This is a genomic window from Agrobacterium sp. CG674 (assembly GCF_053521645.1).
Map to the genome: position 1 here is coordinate 306474 of NZ_JBNWDZ010000003.1, position 19434 is coordinate 325907.

Annotated in this window: 7 protein-coding genes; 3 read left to right on the forward strand and 4 right to left on the reverse strand. The window is 58.0% G+C overall.

All coding sequences use genetic code 11. The annotated features are described in order from the left end of the window. Positions 1 to 5 precede the first annotated feature (5 nt). Entirely contained in the window at positions 6 to 14459 is a 14454-nt protein-coding gene (locus ACQZ51_RS10705) for a PLxRFG domain-containing protein (protein ID WP_448777060.1), read from the reverse strand. Between the two features lie 96 nt (positions 14460 to 14555). Here ACQZ51_RS10705 and ACQZ51_RS10710 point away from each other — a divergent pair, with 96 nt between their 5' ends. The 3 genes from ACQZ51_RS10710 to ACQZ51_RS10720 all read left to right on the forward strand — a co-directional run bounded on the left by ACQZ51_RS10710 (position 14556) and on the right by ACQZ51_RS10720 (position 16863). Next, positions 14556 to 14771, forward strand: coding sequence for a hypothetical protein (locus tag ACQZ51_RS10710; RefSeq protein WP_448777062.1), 216 nt, complete (start codon positions 14556 to 14558; stop codon positions 14769 to 14771). Between the two features lie 172 nt (positions 14772 to 14943). Beyond that, complete coding sequence (locus ACQZ51_RS10715; protein WP_448777064.1) at positions 14944 to 15945, forward strand: acyltransferase family protein; 1002 nt, start codon at positions 14944 to 14946, stop codon at positions 15943 to 15945. 84 nt (positions 15946 to 16029) lie between these two features. After that, entirely contained in the window at positions 16030 to 16863 is an 834-nt protein-coding gene (locus ACQZ51_RS10720) for an HNH endonuclease (protein ID WP_448777065.1), read from the forward strand. Between the two features lie 185 nt (positions 16864 to 17048). On the opposite strand, the gene ACQZ51_RS10725 is transcribed toward ACQZ51_RS10720, so the two are convergent. The 3 genes from ACQZ51_RS10725 to ACQZ51_RS10735 are packed head-to-tail and all read right to left on the reverse strand — an operon-like array spanning position 17049 to position 19357. Continuing rightward, on the reverse strand, positions 17049 to 17738 hold the full coding sequence (locus ACQZ51_RS10725) for a hypothetical protein (RefSeq protein WP_448777067.1): 690 nt from the start codon (positions 17736 to 17738) through the stop codon (positions 17049 to 17051). Then, on the reverse strand, positions 17735 to 19012 hold the full coding sequence (locus tag ACQZ51_RS10730; protein WP_448777069.1) for an SGNH/GDSL hydrolase family protein: 1278 nt from the start codon (positions 19010 to 19012) through the stop codon (positions 17735 to 17737). The genes ACQZ51_RS10725 and ACQZ51_RS10730 overlap by 4 nt, the downstream gene beginning before the upstream one ends. Positions 19013 to 19042: 30 nt before the next feature. After that, on the reverse strand, positions 19043 to 19357 hold the full coding sequence (locus tag ACQZ51_RS10735) for a hypothetical protein (protein ID WP_448777070.1): 315 nt from the start codon (positions 19355 to 19357) through the stop codon (positions 19043 to 19045). Between the last annotated feature and the right edge of the window lie 77 nt (positions 19358 to 19434).

A 19434-nucleotide genomic window follows, 5' to 3' on the forward strand; every position in this document is an offset into this window, starting at 1 on the left:
AGAGCCTACCGATAGATCGGTTCGGCCATCTTCTCTCTGAGCTGCGTTCCGAGCGCCTTATTCCCAATCAACACGCCGTCTTCGCGTTTCGCCGCATTCTTCGTCCGCGTCTGGATCGAGCGCTTCAGCGTCTCTTGCTTGATCGGGAACGCGGCATGGATGCGAACCGCGTTGAACTTCTTGATGCCGTCCAACGCCTCTGTGGCGGTTTCCTTGTCGCCTGCCATCGTCGCCATTGCCCATTTGTTGATGAGCCGCTGGCGCTTCCGCTTAACGGAGGTTTCAGCGTTCTTCAGCGCGCTGTTGCGCTCCCAAGTCTCTGACACTTTCGCCGGCGTGAAGCCGAGCGCCTGTGCGGCGATATCGGTCGCGTCGATCTGATCCTTTGCCAGTATCTGGTCTTTGCCGATGGTGGAGAGGCCTTCCTGCGAATATCGATAGGCTTTCATCAGATCGCGTATCGCTTTCGGCGCCATCATCTCGATGCCGCGGGCTATGTCACCATCGTCGGTCATAACGCGGAAGCCGGTATAGAGCTGCTCGCCGAGGCTGACAGTAGCGCCAAGGCTTTGCGCCAACCAATACTGATACTCGTCCTTGCCCTGCAACTCGCGGGTTGGAGACCGGAACCACAGATCCGGCATGCCGATGCGCGATGAAAGATCGATCCCTAGGTAGTGACCAGGTGCGCCGTTGAGCAGGATGCCACCCAGCTGGGGCCCGAGGATATCGACGACATCAGCCTTGAATTGATCTTCGAACGCCATCGGATCGTCGTCATCGCCAAACATCATTCCGGCGATCATCATTGCCAAGCTGAAACCCATGGTGCCGGTCACACCCGCCATTGCCGTCATCATGCCCAACACGCCTGCGAGCTGGTAGCGCGCTTCCTTGCGGGCCTGCGCTGTCTCGCCCTTCATCGACTGGTGGATGTCTCGAATGACGCGGTAGAGCATGTTGATATTGTGCTGGCGGAAAACGAGCGCCACCTTGGCGAAGTCGTTCTGCAGGACCGCTGGTCGCGAGCTGTTTGAGTAATCAAAGTGGGTTTTCCACGTCAGATCATGAGCCGTATCGATGGCTTCGGACGTGTTCTGCCCGCTGTCGCGTGCCATGCGATAGGCGGCCAAAGCCGTAACCTCACGGTTCCAAACCTCGGCGCGGTGGAAAGCCCACGAGATCTTCTCCATGACCTTGGCCCGCAGTGGCGTGTAATCCACCCCGGTCTCGCCCACGCCTGCCAGATCGTGGCTCTGTGTGCGGTCGATCAATCCGGATTCGTAGAACGCGTCCATTGCCTTCTTTTCGTCGCCGGTGAGCCGGTCACTGACAACCGTGCCTTTGCCAGCCAGCGAATCCGCCGAGGCTTTGCCCAGCGCGGACGCTGCCTTTCCAAATCCGCCAAACTTGGCGCTAAGCACAGGCAGGCCGAGCATGACAGTTTGTGTCATGTTGACCAATGCCGCACCGGGAGATGCGGCCAGATACCAGACGAACGCTGTGCTGGTCATGGTCTGAGCAACTTTACTGCCCGTTGGGTTCATCACCCAGTTGTGGCGGTTAGACAGTTCATTGGCGAGCGTCATAGCCCGCGTCTGATCATCAGCTTCCTTTGCCTGATCAGCAGTCTTGTTGACGAGCTCCTGAAGCTCGAGCCCGTACTTCAGTCGTGCCATCTGGTGAGCGGCATGGAACATGTGGGAGGAGAACACGCGCAGGGCATCCTGAGTAAAGCCAGCGGTGCCCTTACGGTGAATGAAGCGCTTCCGGGCGGAGAGGTCCGGCATCGATTCGAGATAACGCTGCCAGATCTGGTCCATCACGTCGCCGCCGACGTTGGAGCCGCCGAGGATCTCTTCAATCTCGGCAACGATCCGCGGGTCCATGGCCTTGCGCATGTCTCCACCAGCCTCCATCACGCCCACCTCAACCTTGCCGGCTGGATAGTCTTGGCGCATCTCACGGGCCATACGGTCACGTTCGGCAGCGGTCTCATGTTTGGAGAAGCTGAGCACCGCGCCATCGATGTCTCTTACGGTCACAAAGTACCGACCGAAACGGCCCAGCGGGAAGTAAGGAGCCTCAACGCGGCTGTTTTCAAAGGCGATGCGCATCTTCGTCAACCGAGCTTTGGCGGCCCAGCGTGACTTCGTCGTCTCTGCCTTGTAAGCGCTGGTCGCATCTTCCTCGGCGTTCTTCTTATCGAGCCCCGAGAGCCTTGCGTCCTTGATCTTCTGCATCGTCCGCTTGTAACGATCCTCGGCGTTGCGCTGAGCGATCTCCTGCGCCTTCCGAACGTTGTCCAGAAGGATTTCGTCAAGCTCGTCAGCCTGTTTTCCATAGGCGCTGCTGACGTTGTTGAAGAGCGCTTGTCCTTTTGGCGGCATAGCCAGGTATCGCTTACGCAACGCACCATACCCCGGCTTAGCCTTTGTTTCCTCGTCGGTGCTGGATGGGTCGATACCGGCCAAGGTGGCGTCATGCATCAGATCAGCAAGAGCCTGCGCCTTTGCCTTGTCTTTACCGGCAAAGCCCAGCCGGGTGTATTTCAGCCAGTCCTGCGCCACAGCATCGGCCTCGGCGTGCTTGGTGCCCCTGAACGCGTCCATCAACCGCTTGACGCGCAGATAGTCGCCGACGGCGGTCATGTTGGACCGTGCCAGTTCGCTGAAATAGTTGAGCGGGATGGTTTTCAGGAGAGCGGGCTGGATGTCGGTGAGCTTGCCGCGCAAGTCCTCAACGATGCGGTCCGTAGTTACTCGCTTGTTGCTGGCTCTTCGCTTTTCTGCTCCGCGCTCTTTTCCCTGATAATCTGGCGAGCTTGTTTCAGATAGGCCTGTCGTTCCGGGTCTCGCGCTGACCACTGGCTGACCGAGGCTTGCCAATCCTTCCACTTCTGCAACGTGTCGAACGTCGCGGGCGGATCGTCGTGAAACCCTCTGATTGTCGTCGCCTGCTGTGCCATCGCTGATAAGTCCCTTGAGCGCGACCGCCAATTTATCGAGCTTGTTTTCCAAGCCCTCGATGGCGGAAACATCATAGTTTGTATTTGAGGAAATGTCGATAAGCCCGGCTCTCTGGGCAATGATCGACGGTGCATTGAGGTAAGCAGCGTTACCTTCGGCGACGTCCAGCGTGCCGCGCTCGACGAGTGGCCGTAGGAAACCATTAACGTCTTCATGTGCATCGGCCATCTCGCGACGCCATTCGGCGACGAGCGCATCAGGACTGTTCGCTGAGGAAACAGCACGCTCGGAGTCGGGAGTAAGCGACCCACGCATCTGCGTTCCGTTGGCTCCAAAAGCCCAGACAGAATGCAGCCCAGGCATCGCAAGCATTGCAATATCTGTCACGCTGAGCGGGCCGTTGCTGGGATGGTTGTGGAAGACGACGACGCGGCGATCAGGGTTCATCAATGCCCCGAGCAGCTTGTTATTGATGCCAGTCGCAGCCTTCTTCTTAGCCGTACCGAACTCAATGACAGAGCCATCATCATCGACAGCCATCAGGTACTCGTGCCCGGCCTTACCGAAACGCAAGACAGTGTCCTTCGCCCATCTGAATATCGCTTTGCCTGCTGGGGCTTTCGGGATGCCGACGGTTTGAAGATCGTTTGCAGTCCCGACGACAACAGGATCAGGACGTTTGTTCTCTACCGGGGCGTCGAACTCGTCGGCGTTGGCGACTGCGGCCACCGGCGTAGCGCTTTTCGGCTTCGGTTTCAGCGCATCGAGCAGCCGGTTGTGACGGGCGGACGTGTCCGCCAGTTCCTGCGCACCGGCCCACTCCCCGATCTGACGTTCCAGCGCAGGGGTTTGGCCCTTGATTTCCGCTGCGCGGCTGCGGTCAAACTCCGGCTGATTGGCGATGCGCTTCACCGTGTTTGCGATACGTGTTGCCAGTCCAGCGGCGTCAACGTCGGACGCATCGTCAACGGGAATGGAATATTCCTTCTTGCCGGTGATGGTGACATGGAATGCTCTGCCGTAGCCCATAGGATCGATACCGATCTTGAACCCGGCATATTCGCCGAGATCGCGCACCCCTTCCTTGTCGATCAGTTCCTTGCGCATCGCCGCGACGATGGCAGCTCCGAACTCTTTGCGCTTGTCGAATGTTTCGCCACCGATGGTACCGGCGAACTCTGCCGGTGCGGCGGCGGCCATAGCAGCATCCGATTGGACCAGAGGAAGTGCCTTTTCGATAGCGGCGGCTTCTTCCGTCAGAGATTTGATCTTGGCCTTGATACGATGCTGCTCGCGATCATGTTCGACGGACTGGCCCTCGAGCTGGCGCAGCTTACGGCGGGTGTCCATCTCCTCGAGAATGAGAGGATTGCCAGATGCAGCAGCCTTCATCTCGGCTGCATTTGCCGCCTCGCCTGCGATATCCTCGATCTCGCGGGTTTTCATATCACCCTTGCGGACCTGCTGAATGAAACGGGCCTTGGCTTCGATGGTCTGCCACTGGCGCGCATCAAGTGTGTTCTTCGTGGCGTACCGTAGGATTTCGATCTCAAAGCCATCTGGATCTTCACCATACAGCTCATTGCCCTGCCTGATGCCGCGCCCGTCGCGCTGCTCGAGGTCAGACGGACGCCATGGGGCGTCGAGGTGATGAAGCGCCACCAAACGGTTTTGGACGTTGGTACCAGCGCCCATTTTCGCCGTGGAGCCGAACAGCAAGCGGATGCGGCCGGAACGGACCTTGCCGAAAAGCTCTTCTTTCTGCGACTCGGTATTGGCGTCGTGGATGAACGCAATTTCGCTCTCGGGTATGCCCCGGTCGATAAGCTTTTGCTTCAGGTCATCATAGACGGAGAACGTGCTTTCAAGCGCGAGCAGATCGTCGGGGGAAACCTTGTCCAGCGCCTCTATAGCAGCCTCGTCGCCATTGTCGGCACGTTCCATCAGGTCGCGGAAGCGTGCCGCCTCTGCTGCCTGGGCTTTCTTGGGCGTGGACAGGTCGATGAACACGAGCTGGGTGCCGCGCTGGTCCGACCATGCGTCATAGATCCGCTTCATCTCGTTTGCGGCGCGGTGAACCTTCGACTTGCGATAGTCGCCGTAGGAAGGGTCGATCAGGCGCATGTCGAGCGCCGCCTTGCGGGCGTCGGACATGACCTTCAGCATGTTGTCCTGACCCTTTTCGGCCTTTTTGGGAAGGTTTTCGGCGCGCCAGACCAGAGATCCGCGAGGGAACTCGAGGTTTCCGTTATCGTCGGACTTGCCCTCACCGATAAACGACGCCTGATCAGGAGAGCGCTCGACCACGACGTTTGTCGGCTTGCCGCCCTTGACCTTCGGCAGTGGGAATTTCTTACCCTGCGCTGCGAGCTGGGCAATGATGTCATCATTGGTGATGACGTCTGCGAAGCTGCGGTACCGCTGCATCAGTTCAGGGACGTTGACGAACTTGGCAAACCGGCTGTTCAGCTTGTACTGGCCCGATGGCGACAGTTCCCAATCTGTGACGACTTCACCAAAGACGCGGGCCCACGCGTCGAAGTGAGCAACGCCCATGGCGCGCAGCGCTTTCTCGTCGAGGTAACGCTGGACCGTGAACATTTCGGCCATGGTGTTTGACAGAGGTGTGCCCGACAGGAATACCAGGTTGTTACCGCCCGTCTTTTCCAGCACGAAACGGGACTTCATGTAGAGGTCCGCCGCCTTTTGGCTCCCGGCCATATTGCCGAGACCGGCCACCCGCTGCATCGAGGTGGAATAGGCGAGGTTCTTAAACTCGTGTGCTTCATCGACATAGAGGGCATCCACGCCCAACTCGTCGAACGTCAGCCCGTCATCCTTTCTCCCGGAATCGAGCAGCCGCTCCATCTTCGTTTTCAGACCGTCGCGCCACTTTGTCAGTTGTGCGACGTTACGGCTCTTCTGACCTGTCTCACGGCGCACCTCGGCCATAGAGGCTTCCAGATCATCCATCTGCTGTTGGATGAACTGCGCCTCATAGTTTGGATCGATACCGATTCTGCCGAACGACGAGTGCGCGACGATGACGGCGTCCCAGTCGCCCGTCGCGATGCGAGCGAAAAGACGCTTGCGGCGATCCTTCTCGAAATCTTGCTTCGTGGCGGCCAGTACCTTGGCACCGGGATAGAGGCGGACGAAGTCGGCGGCCCACTGGCCCACCAGATGGTTAGGCACGACGAGCATGGGTTTACGCGCCTGCCCGGTGCGTCTTTTCTCCATAATGGATGCTATGGCCGCGAATGTCTTGCCCGCGCCCACGGTATGGTCTGCTAGGGCAGTGCCGCTCTGCAGGGTGCGCCAGATGAAATTCTTCTGGCTTGGTCGCAAGTCGATAATGTCATCACTGACCTTGCCGGGCAGCGTGAGGTGCGAACCGTCAAACTGCTGCATGACGTCGGTGTTGAACGTATCGTTGTAAAGCCGTGACAACTGATCGCGGCGGGCGTCGTCTTGCCACAGCCATTTGCGCCACTCGGCCTTGACCCTTTCCGCCTTCTCGTTGGCTGCATCCGTGGCGGCCTGATTGACCACAGACTTACCGTCGCTGGTCCGATCATGGATCGCAACGGACTGGCCGTTCATCACGGCACTGAGCACTGTACCGACCGCGGCGCGATCAGTTCCCCACAGAGTTTGAGCCGCTGGCGTCACTTGCGGTACCGTCAAATCCCATTTCGCATTAGCGGCGGAATAGAAGGCTCGAGGCGCGATGGATGCCTGAGTGATATGGGAGACGAAGTCCTCGACGTGTTTCGCTGGCAGCCACGGCGCACCGGGCTTCACATCGATGTCGATCGCTTCGATATCTGCCGGGATGACGTCGCGCAGCGCATTTACGTTGCGACGGAACTCGGGATCTTGCGCCGATGCACGTTCGGCCTCTGCCAGCTTCTGCTTCACATTGCCAGAGAGATACTGATCTGCCGTTTCATATGCGCCCGTCGGTGTCCGATAGACCAATGGGCCAAGCTCATCGACGATGGCTTCCGCCGACTTTCCGTACAGCCGAGACATGGCTTCGAGGTTGATGCGCCCGTAATCGTTCAGGACGGTTGCAAGAGCGTCTTTCGCCGTCGCAGCACTGGTTGGACGCTGGTACGGTTGCTGGGTGCGACGCGTGAAAATAGCGGCTTTCTCTGCCGTAGCTGGACGCGCCTTTTCGCCCGTTTTCTTCGCTACAGCAGCGCTCAGACCCTTGTCGAACTTCTGCTCGAGCGCACTGATCTGCGGCCATGTCGGATCATCACGAAACAGGCGTTTGTTTGCGTCTGAGTTGATAGGACCGTGTTTGTTTACAAAGGCATCGTAGAAGCTGTTCAACCGCTTTCGCAGGTTCTCGACCTGCTCAGGCTTGGCCGTATCGCTGATCTGGGCACGTCGCAGGCGCGCAAAGGCATCTCTGACCCGGACCATACCGGAAACACGTTCTCTCGCAGTGTCGTTGGGGAACGCAACCGCTTTCGACCGGGCCTCCCCGATGTGATCCTGCTCCCTGACGTGGATCGTGCCGTCCGGGGCGGCGAACATCGTGCCGACTTGGACATCATTGACCGTTTCAGGGACGGTGACAGTTTCTGTCACCCTTGCAGGTCCGGTTTCGCCCATAATGTTTCGCGGCAGTTTCTCAATTGCCTTGGCGAGCTCTGCAGGCGTGTCCTGCCCACCACGCGCCACCAGCGCCGGTTCGTCCGGGCCGTACATCGTGCCGTATGCGCCGAAGTCGCCGAGCATCATTTCAGGGTTCTTGGCGAAATAGGCGTTCAACGGGACAACGTTGCCATCCTTGCCGCGATAGTCCTTCACCTCGAGCCATTCACTCGATTTGGGCGCTTCGCCTGCTTCTCGGCGTTGCAACAGCACTATGTCTGTCGTGACCTCGGTACCAGCGTTCTTGAGGAAGGCGTTGTTTGGAAGTCTGATCGCTCCGACGAAATCTGCCTTGGCGTGGATGAGGTTTCGCGCCGCCGCTGACTGCCCGTCGAGGAATCGGTTTGTTACCACCATGGCCAGCACGCCACCGGGGCGCAGCGTCTCGATGGCCTTGGCGAAGAAGAAGTTATGGATCGACAGCTTGTTGAGGTGGCTGCGCTCCTTATCGTAGAGCTTTTCTGACCCGAAAGGCGGATTGCCTATAGCCAGGTCGAAATAGTCGTTCGGTAGAGACAGCTTCTCGAAGCCCATTGGCGCCTGAATGTTGGCGTTGGGATAGAGGTTCTTGGCAATCAGGCCAGTGATGCGGTCGAGCTCGGCACCAGACACCCGCGATGCGCTGCGCAGTTCACCAGGCATCAAGCCGAGGAAGTTGCCCGCACCGACGGAAGGTTCAAGGATCTGGCCGCCCTGGAAGCCAAGACGCTGCGCGATGCTCCATGCTGCGTTGACGATATCAGGCGAGGTGTAGTGAGCGTTGCGCGTCGAAGACTCGGCGGCGCTGTATTCCTCTTTGGTGAGCAGGTCTTTCAACTGACCTGCTTCACGCTCCCAGCCCTTGGCAACGCTGCCATCTTCGCGTGGAAACGCAGTGCGCAGACCGCCCCAGCCCACCCACTTGGCAAGCACTGACTGTTCGTCACGCGTCGCCGCGCGTTTCTCTTCCTCGAGCTTCTTGACCAGCTCTATCGCTGCAATGTTGTTTTTGAACTTTGCCTTTTGACCGCCCTCGCCGAGCGCGTCTTCATCAGTGATGACGTAATCGGTCTGTCGCTGCTGCGCCGGCGTGGCGGCAGACTGGACGCCTGCTATTCGATCTCGACTGTTCTCTGTCCGGCGCGGGCTGCCTTCATTAGATCTTGCGACGTCTTGTCGTTCTGAGACTGCTCGGTTCCCTCTGGCGGGAGCAACAGATAGTTGTCCCTGACCATCTGCCACGCTTCGTCTGGCTTGTACCCGCTCTCCTCGAGCTGGTTCGCTTCCAGATACGTCTGCTCCGCCGCGTTCGTCAGCGCCTCGTCCAGCATCCCGTGGGCTTTCAGTTCCTTGTACCGGTTCGGCAGAAACTCTTTCCAGTGCTGGCGCCCCAGCTCGATCCAGTTGTTCAGGTTCATTCGGGGCTCCGTTGAGCGCGTTGACGTCTGTGGCTTCCACATCAACCGCACTCGACATGCCGTCGAACGCAGATGCGCGGGGGTCGTATTTGATCCCCATGTACCATGACTTAAGGTAGGGGCGCGAACCTTCGCCAAGGTCCGCCAGCATAGCCGAGGCATATGCGGCAAAGGTGCGCGCGCCCTTTTCGATGTGATAGCCTGCAAGTGTGAGCCCGGCCTGCAACAGCTCCGGGTCTATGCCGCTGTTAAGAGTATTGCCTGAGAGCTTCTTCCGAAGCAACTCGCGGGCTTTCGCGGCGGCGTCCTCGGTGAATATCTTGTTGGCGGTTACGGCTGGCTTTGATGCAGCCGCAATCTTGGGGGGCGAGGCCAAGCCATCATCGATTGCGCTCATACCTTTCTCAGGCTCAAGCGTAATCCCCGGATCCATGTCAGGGTGAAAGTAGGGTTCGACTTTCTTCCATTCTTCGTCGGTTAGCGACTGCAGCCGCTTTGCGAGGCCCAACTTCCCCTCAAGCAGCTCGTTACCCTCGTCTCCCCATGTTTTGAGACCACGCTCTAGACTGCTGATGGTGTCTGCATAGTCGCGGCGTTGGGGAGACTTTGGTTTGGCCACTGGCCTTGCCTGTGGTGGCTGGACGCTCTCGGCAGAGCTGGCCTTCTCACGGGCTTCCGCCTCCTGCTTCATATCCTCGAGCGACACCACGAACTCGCTGCGGATGGCTTCGGCCAATTCCTTGCCCTTCAGGACAACGCGCTCGTTGCCGCTATCCTTCTCGAGAGTAATGGTAACCGTCGGCCCTTTGCGGGTTTCGATCATGTAACGGCGTCCGCCTGCACCGCCCTCGCCCCATCGTGCCTCGATGAGCTCGAGCAGTTCCTTGTTGCTCGCGCCCGCTTTGACTGCATCCGAGATCGGTGTGTCACCGCCGTTTGTGCTGGCAATGCGGCTCAGAGCGTCTGAGATGGCTTCTGCATCGCTGCCCCAAACGTCATCCCATGGGTGTTGACCCCAATCAGGCTTGTCCGGGCTGGGTCGCTCAGTCGTCGCCGGGTCCTTCGCCCGTTCCTGCACCTCAAACCGCTTACCGCGCTGTACGACCTCGTGAGTTTCGCCCAGTTTCCCCTTGGAAACGTAAGCGTCTGCCTTTTCCTGCGACGAGAACCATTTCGGGGCGAATGGCTCAGAGGTCTTGCCGGATTTGAGCCAGTTCTTGAACTCGCCCATCGTCGTCTGGCTGATGTCGCCCAGGCCCTTCCAGCCAGCGGTATAATTTTCGAGATAGGCTGCCTTGGCCTCTGCTTCGTTGTCGAAGCCAGCCATGACCTTGTGCTCATCGAAACGCCCGCGGGCGGGGTCGCGCTGATCCACCACAAACACCGGGGCTGTGTCGTCGAGCGTTTCGGTGCCGGGCCGAACGAAAACATCGATGTGGTCTTTGTCTTTGCCGACGGTGCCGCGGATGTAGCCGTAATGGCTCTTCATCTTGACGGACCATTCCTTGCCGGACTCGGACTTGCCTTTGCGCTCTGAGCCAGCAGGGTTCTCGACCGAGATATCCAGACCACCCAGCTTCAGCCGGCCAACCTTATAGTTTCCGGCTTCCTTCTGTGCCTGTGACGGTTCTGGCAGTTCGTTCGTAGGTGACGTTGCAGCCTCGTTGGCCGCGCGATCGCTGGCCGCACCTTCCGCATCGTCAGGAAACACCGCGCCGTCGTCTTGGCCGATCTCATCAGCGATTTGCCGCATTTTGGCTGCGACTTCATCACTGGTACCAGCCATAGTCTCGACGTCATCATTCGCAGCACTTTGCGCGTCACGGACATCGACGAGCTTCTTTTTCACCGCGGGCGTGAGCCCTTTCCACATGGCCTTTTCGGAGCGCTGAATGCCTGCCTGCTGCAAGATGCCCTTTCGGGCTTGATCCGTCAGATCCACATCCCACCAAGTGGCATCGGCATCCGAGGACTGGATAGGCAATTCCGCTGCATCTTTCGCTTTCGCGGACTGTCGCTGTTTCAAGATCCGTTCGTTGACCGAATGCAGCTTCACCGGCAGCGTGGATTTCGCTTCACGCGCTGCGCGCTCTGCGCGGTACCGGTAGTCGTCAGCCATTGAGGCGAGATCTTCGACCTTGATGCGGAAAGCATCGGCCAACCGCTTGCGCTCACTCGGAAGAACACTGGCCATATCGACCTGAGACGTGCCACCAAGCCTCTTGGCGATGGCCTGTTCGCGCGCGAGATCGTACAGCGCAGCGTGGTTCTCATCGGGCAACAGTACAGTGCTCTTGCCAATCTTTCGGCTGTTCGGGCCAGCGTCGCCGATCTCGCGCTCGATTGGCGGATTGCGCTCGAGCTCCTGCTCCTCGATCTGTGCCGGGGTAAGGCTGCTGACATTCATTGCCGGGGTAGGCACTTGGAACGCCTTCCCAGAATCGTCGACCACGATGGCTTCGTTACCACCATTCTCATAACGTTCGATACGAGCTGCGAACCTGCCAGCCTCAGGCGTGTCAACAATGACCCGCTGCCCCGGCTGTGGCCTGTTCGGACGCATCTCGGTTGCGGGCTTGTCTTCAGAGCGTGGGGGGACTTCCGATGTGACCTGAGCGGCCATTGGCGCCAAAGGCTCCATGGCCGGATCTGCGGAGAGCTCCGGCATGGCATCAATGGATTTTTCAGGATAGCGATAGTCACCAATAGGCGGCGCTATCTCGGTGATGTTGGCAATCGGCACCTGGTACACTTCGCCGCTGCCGCTATCGACGACAACAGCCTCGTCGCCTTCGTAGCTCTCAACCGTTCCCATGAACGGCTCTATTCCTTCGGCTTCCACGCGAACCGTTGAGGTTGCCCGTGGGCGGCCATCAATCGGCGCACCGGCATTTGCTGCGGACGCGCGCTCCTGCCCGCGCTGCGTTCCGTGATCCGCTGCGCGACGAAGCGGGCCGCGGTTGTCGGGTCCAGGGGCAACAGGTGCTGCTCCCGGCGTTGCGGGACCGCCTGCGCGGTTTGGCCTCGCAGCGCCACCGACAGCGCCCATGCCGCCACCCATCGCGCCACCGGTTGCCACGCCGGATGCAACGGCTTCACCAAGGCCTTCTGTGATCTGCTGATCAGGGTTTACGCGCTGCATGGCCGCGTTCTCGGCCATTGTCTGTCCAGCACTTTGCGGAGCTTCTTCAAAGATGCCCTCGCCCACCATGCCTCTAGCGGCACCAGCCCCGATGCGACGGGCAATGCCACCCTCGACGCCTTCAGCGATGATCTTCGCAAGGGCACGGTCGCCCATGCCGCCGAACGCTCCGGTCACGACACCAGCGGTAAGAAGAGCCTGTGTCTGCGCGTCTTCGCTGATCGAGTCGATTGCCTGCTGTTCGGACATGCCCGAGTCTACGAGCTGCTTTACGGCGTCGGATGCAAGAAGCTGCTCGCGTGGCAGTTCGCTAATGCGTTGTTTGACCGATAGAGCCGCGTCTGCGCCGCCGAGAAGGCCCTCGGTGATACCGCCTGCAATGGTGGCAGTGCGTGCGGCGGTAGCTGCTGCTGCCTGCGTCGTCGCGCCGGAGGCGACGGATGACAAAAATGCGCCGCGCGCCAGAATGCCGGAAGGCAACATGCTCGCAACGGTGGCCGGTGCACTTTCCGCAATAGCGCCGAGATAGCTGCGTGGGTCTTTCCATGCAGGGCCGAGGGTCTTGCTTTCGTCGTCCCACCATTTCTTGTCACGCGCTGCTTCGCCCTCGGGCGACAGCGCTGACGACATTCGTTCAATGCTCTCTTTTCTCAGTTCGTCCTGTGTCGAGCCGCTCCACCAGCGATCAATCCCATCCAGCGTGGCGCTGATTTGCTCGCCGCCGGGTAGTTTGCTCATCAACAATCGGTTGAGGTTGGAGATGGATTGGCTCGTGTTAGCAGCGCCTGTCCCCATACGGAGAATAAGGTCGCTGAAAGTGTTGGTCGAGCGGTTTTCTTCATCCCATTTCTTCTGCCAGTCTGCCGCCTCGGTTTCACTGACGGCGGCTAAGCGCCCGTTGCTCTTGGCAAGGGTCTGCTCGACAGTTGCATTGCTCGCGTTGACGTCTGCCGTGAGACGCTCATTTTCGAGTCGCTTTGCTTCCTCAGCATCTGCCGCGGCCTTCGTCTGCGCCAGAGCCTTTGCCTCTGCTTCCATAGGATTGACCGAACCAGCGTAGAGGCCCAAGCCATCGCTAGGCGCGTAATTCTCATCAACGACAATGCCTTTGGCAGTAGCCTCGGCGGGCGCGGCGCTCCGCTCGCCGGGATTGGCGGCAACGTCCTGAAACCATGCCGGCGCGTTTGGCAGATTGCGGTTCGATTTGTCGAACATGAACCAAGGCGTACCCTTGCCGGTCTGGTCTTTCAGATCGACGTGGAGCATGTCGGGGCTGTTTTTGTACGTGATGAAGCGACGAGCACCGCGAGAGTACAGTTCACGCACAAGCTGGGCACGCTCCGGCTCACTCATACCCTTCATCGAGATGTCGGATGCGGTACCGTCGGCGTGTTCTCCCGGCCCACCGGGTTTCGCGGCTTCAACGCTGTGAGTGGGTGCGCGATAGCCAGAGTTGATGGTGAAATCTCTGCCCATAGCTTTCGACGTGTCGGTGAGGATCGCGGCGAACTGCGGCGCGATCTTTTCCTGCCCGGGATGCACGAAGTTGAGCTTTCCGCCGCCGCTGTTTTGCTTGTCTTCAGGCTCCCTTACGAGGCGAGCAAGTCCCTTCGCTCCGGGGTTCGGCGCGTCGGACTTCTCTTCGCCCTTGAGAAGGTCGCGGAACTGCCCCTTCGGACCATAGAGGCCGAGGGGGTCTTGCTCAGGCACGAATGCCGATGCCTGTGCCTGCGACTCGCCCTTGGAATTGTAATATTGATGGCGGCCGATCTTGGCTGTGGCTGGCATTTTGCCCGCCCAATCCGGACTGACGCTATCGGCGTGATAATGATCCGCTCCCTTCCCGTCTGGTCCAACCGTCGGGTCTGGTATCTCGCCGGTGAATACGCCGTCGATGATCCGCTCGGCTTTTGCACGCGCGTCCGGATCATTGAAGGATTTGGCAACCTCTGCACCTGGTGCTTCGTAGCCGGTAAATTGCTTGGGCTGGCGAACAACGTCCGCGGGAGAAAGCCCACGAAGGCCAGAGCGGTTTTTGATTACAGCGGCAACGCCTGCCATGCCGTCGTCGCCCTCGCCCGCAGCTTCGGCCAGGACTGTGTTGACCAGGTCGGTTCTGTCCCGCTCGTTCATGCCGGCGAGGAACGATGATCGCTTGCTTTCGACGGGCTTCGGAGCGTCAAGGCTATCGTTTGTCGGGGAAAGACCGGGGGCGTTGCCGCCGTACAGGTTGAGTGGGTCGTTCCACTCGGCGTCTCCGCCGAGTCCGATAACGATTGGCATACGTGGGCTCCTATCGAGAAGCCGCACTCATGCGCGGACGTGACTTTTCAGTTATAGTTTGAGGCGGCAGGAATTGGAAGCTATCGGAGAGCCACGATGTTCGAAATCGACTGGAAGAACGCGCCAAAGAACGCCCGCTGGTGGGCGATGGATCAGAACGGTCAGGCGCACTGGTTTTGCGCGCCAGACGTGAAGGCCTTTACGGATTTCTGGTTCAGTGAACCTACACCAGCGCCATCGTTTGGTTACGATGGCGATTGGCGAAAAAGCTTGGCAGAGCGTCCACCGGCATCCGTCGGGAGATCTACATAGCCAAGCGCATTCAACGCTGTGCGCTACAGGGCCGCCTCGATTCTCGTTGTTGCTATCATATATGCTCGGGATTTTCTCGGTTTGATTGATTTCAAGGTGTGTATGAAACAACTAAATTAATTGCCGCGAATATAATTTCGATGATATGCCTCCGACATTCAAGGGGGTAAGAATGGGCCGTTCAGAGACGCAGCGACACTGGTTAGAATACTTGGATGGCTGGAGAGGTTTAGCCGTTATCTTCGTCATTTTTTCCCACTTTGGGGGCATATTCCTAATTAACTCAGGCCGTCTCGGGGTTGAATTATTCTTTGTTTTAAGTGGTCGCCTGATGGGCGAAATATTATTCGAGAAAAAACAGGAATTTATCCCGTTCATAAAGCGCCGAATTTTTCGTGTCTGGCCCGCACTTATCGTGTTTCTTTTGGTTTCGACAGCCGTTCTTTGGTTCTTCCCGGAGAAGAGCGTTACTACCCCACAGGTGCTTGGAGCGATAACATTTACGTCCAATTACGTTTCCATTTACTTCGACAGGGTCAGAGCATGGGATCACCTCTGGTCCCTCGCCATTGAGGAATGGACCTATCTCTTACTGGGCGCAATCGCAGTTTTCACGTCGAGAATTTTCACAAAGGCAATCCCTTTTCTCGTAGTCGTGATGGTCGGATGCATGGTGAATGGCGCAATGCAGTCGTACTCCGGTTTTGACTACTACGAAGTATATTGGCGCACCGACGTGCGAATGGCGTCGATCCTTGCGGGAACGATTGCATACCTCACTCTGTCCAAACTTACCGTTTCGCCGTACGTCCCCTTGGCGCTGGGGGTAGCTGGGGTTTTGCTGAATTTCATGGTGTTCCCTGACCCAGTCAAATACTCGGTTGGCACATTGTGCTTGGCTGGATGCATCGCTACCCTTCCGAGGGCGCCAGAATGGGCGAGATCAGTTCTTTCGTGGATGCCTCTCCGGTTTGTCGGGTTCATTTCCTTCTCGCTATATCTTTGGCAACAGCTGTTTTACGCATTCTTGGGCGACGTACCACGATTGGTGTTAGTCGGAGCCGCATTCGTTGTCGCTGCCGCGAGCTATTACTGGATAGAGCAACCCGCGCGCCGGTATTTGAACACTAATTGGGGCAAGCGCACAAACTCTGCCCTAGCGCCAATCCCATGATCCAAAAAAATGCCGGCTGAAGCGTGGGTCGTTGTCGAAACCAGATAAATGCAAGTGCGGGATGTTTCCCAGGAAGATTTCGGAATGGATAACGAGAGCCGATATCAAGCCGCTGTAAAAGCCGGTCGCAAGATTCCCGAACCCATCAAGCGGGAAGTTAGGCGGCGGTGTCGATTTGGCTGTGTAATTTGCGGCATGCCTTTCTTCGAATACGACCACCTCGTTGAATATTCTGTCTGTAGGGAGCACGTCGCCTCAAACATAATCCTGTTGTGCCCTGAACATCATCGAAAGAAAACGTCAGGCAAAACTGTTCTTGCATTCGTGGCAGAAATGGCAAGCTCGCCTCGGAATACTAGGTTTGCGACAACATCGCCTTTCCAGCTTGATCCCGCCCGCGCATTGTCCGTTAACGTTGGCTCGATTGTTGTAGAGCGTATATGGTGGAAAGAATCTGAGGCTCCCGTTCTATGGAATACCGGAAACACCTTTCTCTGCCTCCACAATGAGAACGGTTGGCTTTCAGTAAGCGGATACTTTACCGATGAATCCGGCAATCACATCCTGACTTTAGATCACGGGGAAATCAAAGTTTCCACTGGCGTGTGGGACTTTACATACGAAGGAACCAATATAAAAATTCGCCACAGTTTGGGTAATATTGCATTGGATGTTGATGTCTCGAACGAGTGTTTTGAACTTAGAAAAGGGTCTTTTCTGAATCATCAAGGTAGCGGATTTATCGCCGGTCCAGACGGCCTCCGCGTGATGAAAAATAGATCAATGGTCACAACTTTCAAAAACCAAACAGTCGCGAGTGCTTTCGGAGTTCTAATTTTTAACGATGGGGCACATTTTCCTGTGAACAGGGTGCCCTCACATGATTTTGCACTCGCCTTTGGTGACGTCCCGGACTAGGCGCATTGATCGACAGAATAATGCGGCTTATCAAACGAAAGCGTGCCTATTGTGTGCGATTTGCGGTTGAGGTCTGCTGGTACGTGCTTGTACGCCAGAGAATGGCCGAAATATCGAGATTGTCCAGCGAGGCCACATCTTGCTTTGTTCCTTTCTTCGTTGGCGCAAGGTCCACCTAGAAGTGGCTAGGGTGTGGCGTTAGGCCAGGTGATGTCGGGCTGCGGGCCCGAAACCTGCAAGATTTTTGAAACACGCGTGAGCGTCAGCTTATCGATGATGATCCTCGGAGGAATGGCCCCCTTGACCGTTTCGACATAGAGGAGCGGCTTGTCTCCAGACGCTATCAGGTGGCCGATCTCGATCACCTGCCGTTCGGAGTGCTGGGCAGAAATGCAGATATGCAGGTGGCAGACTTTTGGATCGACGCTCTCGATTGTCGTTACTTCACCGCCCGACCACAAACGGTAGTTCTTCCCGTTTCGCACTGACTTGCAGCGATCAAGTAGCAAGTCCGGCCCCTTGAGGTCAAAGCCAGCGTCTGCGTTCTCGAAAGCCTGACAGCGCTCAAAGGTGATCCGTGCGTTGGGGTGCTCGGTGGCAAATCCATCGCCCTGCCAGTAGGTTTTGCCGGGTGCCGGACGTGTCCGAAACCCCTTCATTGTGCACCGCTCTACGCGCCAGTCAGTGCCGCCCTCTTGGAACTTGACACCGGTCGCCGTCCATGGCGATTGCGTCTCACCGGCAGCGTGGCCGGTCAGCATCGATAGCAAACCGCCCGCGCCACCGGTCACGCGAACGAATTCGCGCTCTACGGCTTTGTCGGTGATTGCCTTGACCGTGAAGGCTTCGTTTAGGCGATAGAGTTGGTGCCTCATGGCCATACCAAGAAAGAACCAAGCTGTGATTGCAGCACAGGGCCAGCCTCTTGATGGCGAACTGTCGTCGGGTGCGTCCCGTCAGGCGTAGACAAGTTTGCAGTGACGCCGTTCGCTTTCCAGACCGGTGGAGATACCCCCGGTTCTTCCCACGATGAAGACGTGTCAATGACGGTTATGCCCATGGCCGCAGCGCCAGCATGGAAAGCTGTTCGCCACGCAACAAACCCGGCTCGCGTTGTCTGCCCTGCAACGGTTGTCCAGTTGTCGTTGCTGTCTGTCTTGACGACCATGCCAAGCAAGGCCACGCGCTCTACCCCCGCAGCTTTAATCAGATCGTAAAGCGTACTCAGCGAAGCAAGCGCCGTGGCGACAGGGACACCGTTTGTGAAGTCGTTACCGCCAAATCCGAGAATGACGCTATTGGCATACTTGAGATAGGCCAGACGCTTTGCGCCGGATGCAAGGAAGGTGCTTAGGCTCTCTCCGCGCTTAGGTCCCATGACAAAGCCTTGCTTGGTGCCGCCAGGGGGATTTAAGCCACGCATAACCAACCCGCCGCCCGCCGTGCCATCGCCTGTTGCGTCCGCTTGATCTCGCTCGATACTGGCAGCGAGAACCAAAATGGCTGGCGCTTTGGTGAGTTGCTCCATAGAAATCATAAACGGAACATCAAACACGCTGCTTTGCGCCGTCCATCCGCCTGTGGCCGTCTTCGCGCCCGGCACACCAATCCCGGCATCTGTCCCAGCAACAGCGAAGTGCGCGCTATCGCCTGTTGTGTTTGTGCCTGGGGCTGTCCGAAACATCGGCAACCCGCCAACTGCATATTCGCGGGTAAGGAGAAGATAGCACATTGTTTGCGGCGCAATGTCAGGATGCGCCGCCGCCCCGCTTTCCACAATGGCAGAACCCGTAGGGATCAGGCCAGAGGGCGCACCGTTCCCGCCCCATGTGAACGGATAGGCCACGCCATTGACTTCTATATGAGCTTCAGCCGTGTAAGCGTCCGTATTCGTTTCAACGCCGCTATCCGGCACACCGAACGCGCTAAGCGAAAGCTTTGCAGTTCCAGCCTTTGCACCGCCCTGCCCGACGAAAACCTGTTTACGGAACCGCTGCTTCACATTCGCGGACGTGCGGGCAGTCCCGATGATGTTTGCGGAAATCTCGCCTCTTGTCGTGCCGACGACACGGGGTACTACAATGACCGGATTTCCCAGCCCAGCCCCACTGGAGAGCGAAAGCGGCAAACTGGTCCGTCTGGACTTCATGCCCGAAAGTCGTCTCTGCAGACCGACCATCTATGCGGCCACCCAAACGGCCTTATCGCCCGGCTCCACGTAGATATCGTGCGGGCCATCAGCTGCTCGGAGCGCATAGCGCGGGCTAATTGTTGCATCTGGAGTTTTGCCGACGCTCAGATAGATATCGACTGCGTTCGTGACGCGAAAAATGGGCTTCATCTGCGCGTTATCAACAGCGCTTTTCCCCGTAGGAACGCCGGATGCCGGTTCTTCTGACCATTGCAGAGACTTGATGAGGGCTTGCTTTGTCATCGGCGAGCTGCCATCGCCGCCTGCATAGCCGCAGCCGATGTGAACTGAAGGGAGTGCCATCGCGTATTTCCTTGCGAAGGGCACTCATGCGCCTATTGAGTTTCAAACTTTATAGCGGTTTCACCATGCCGCAGCAA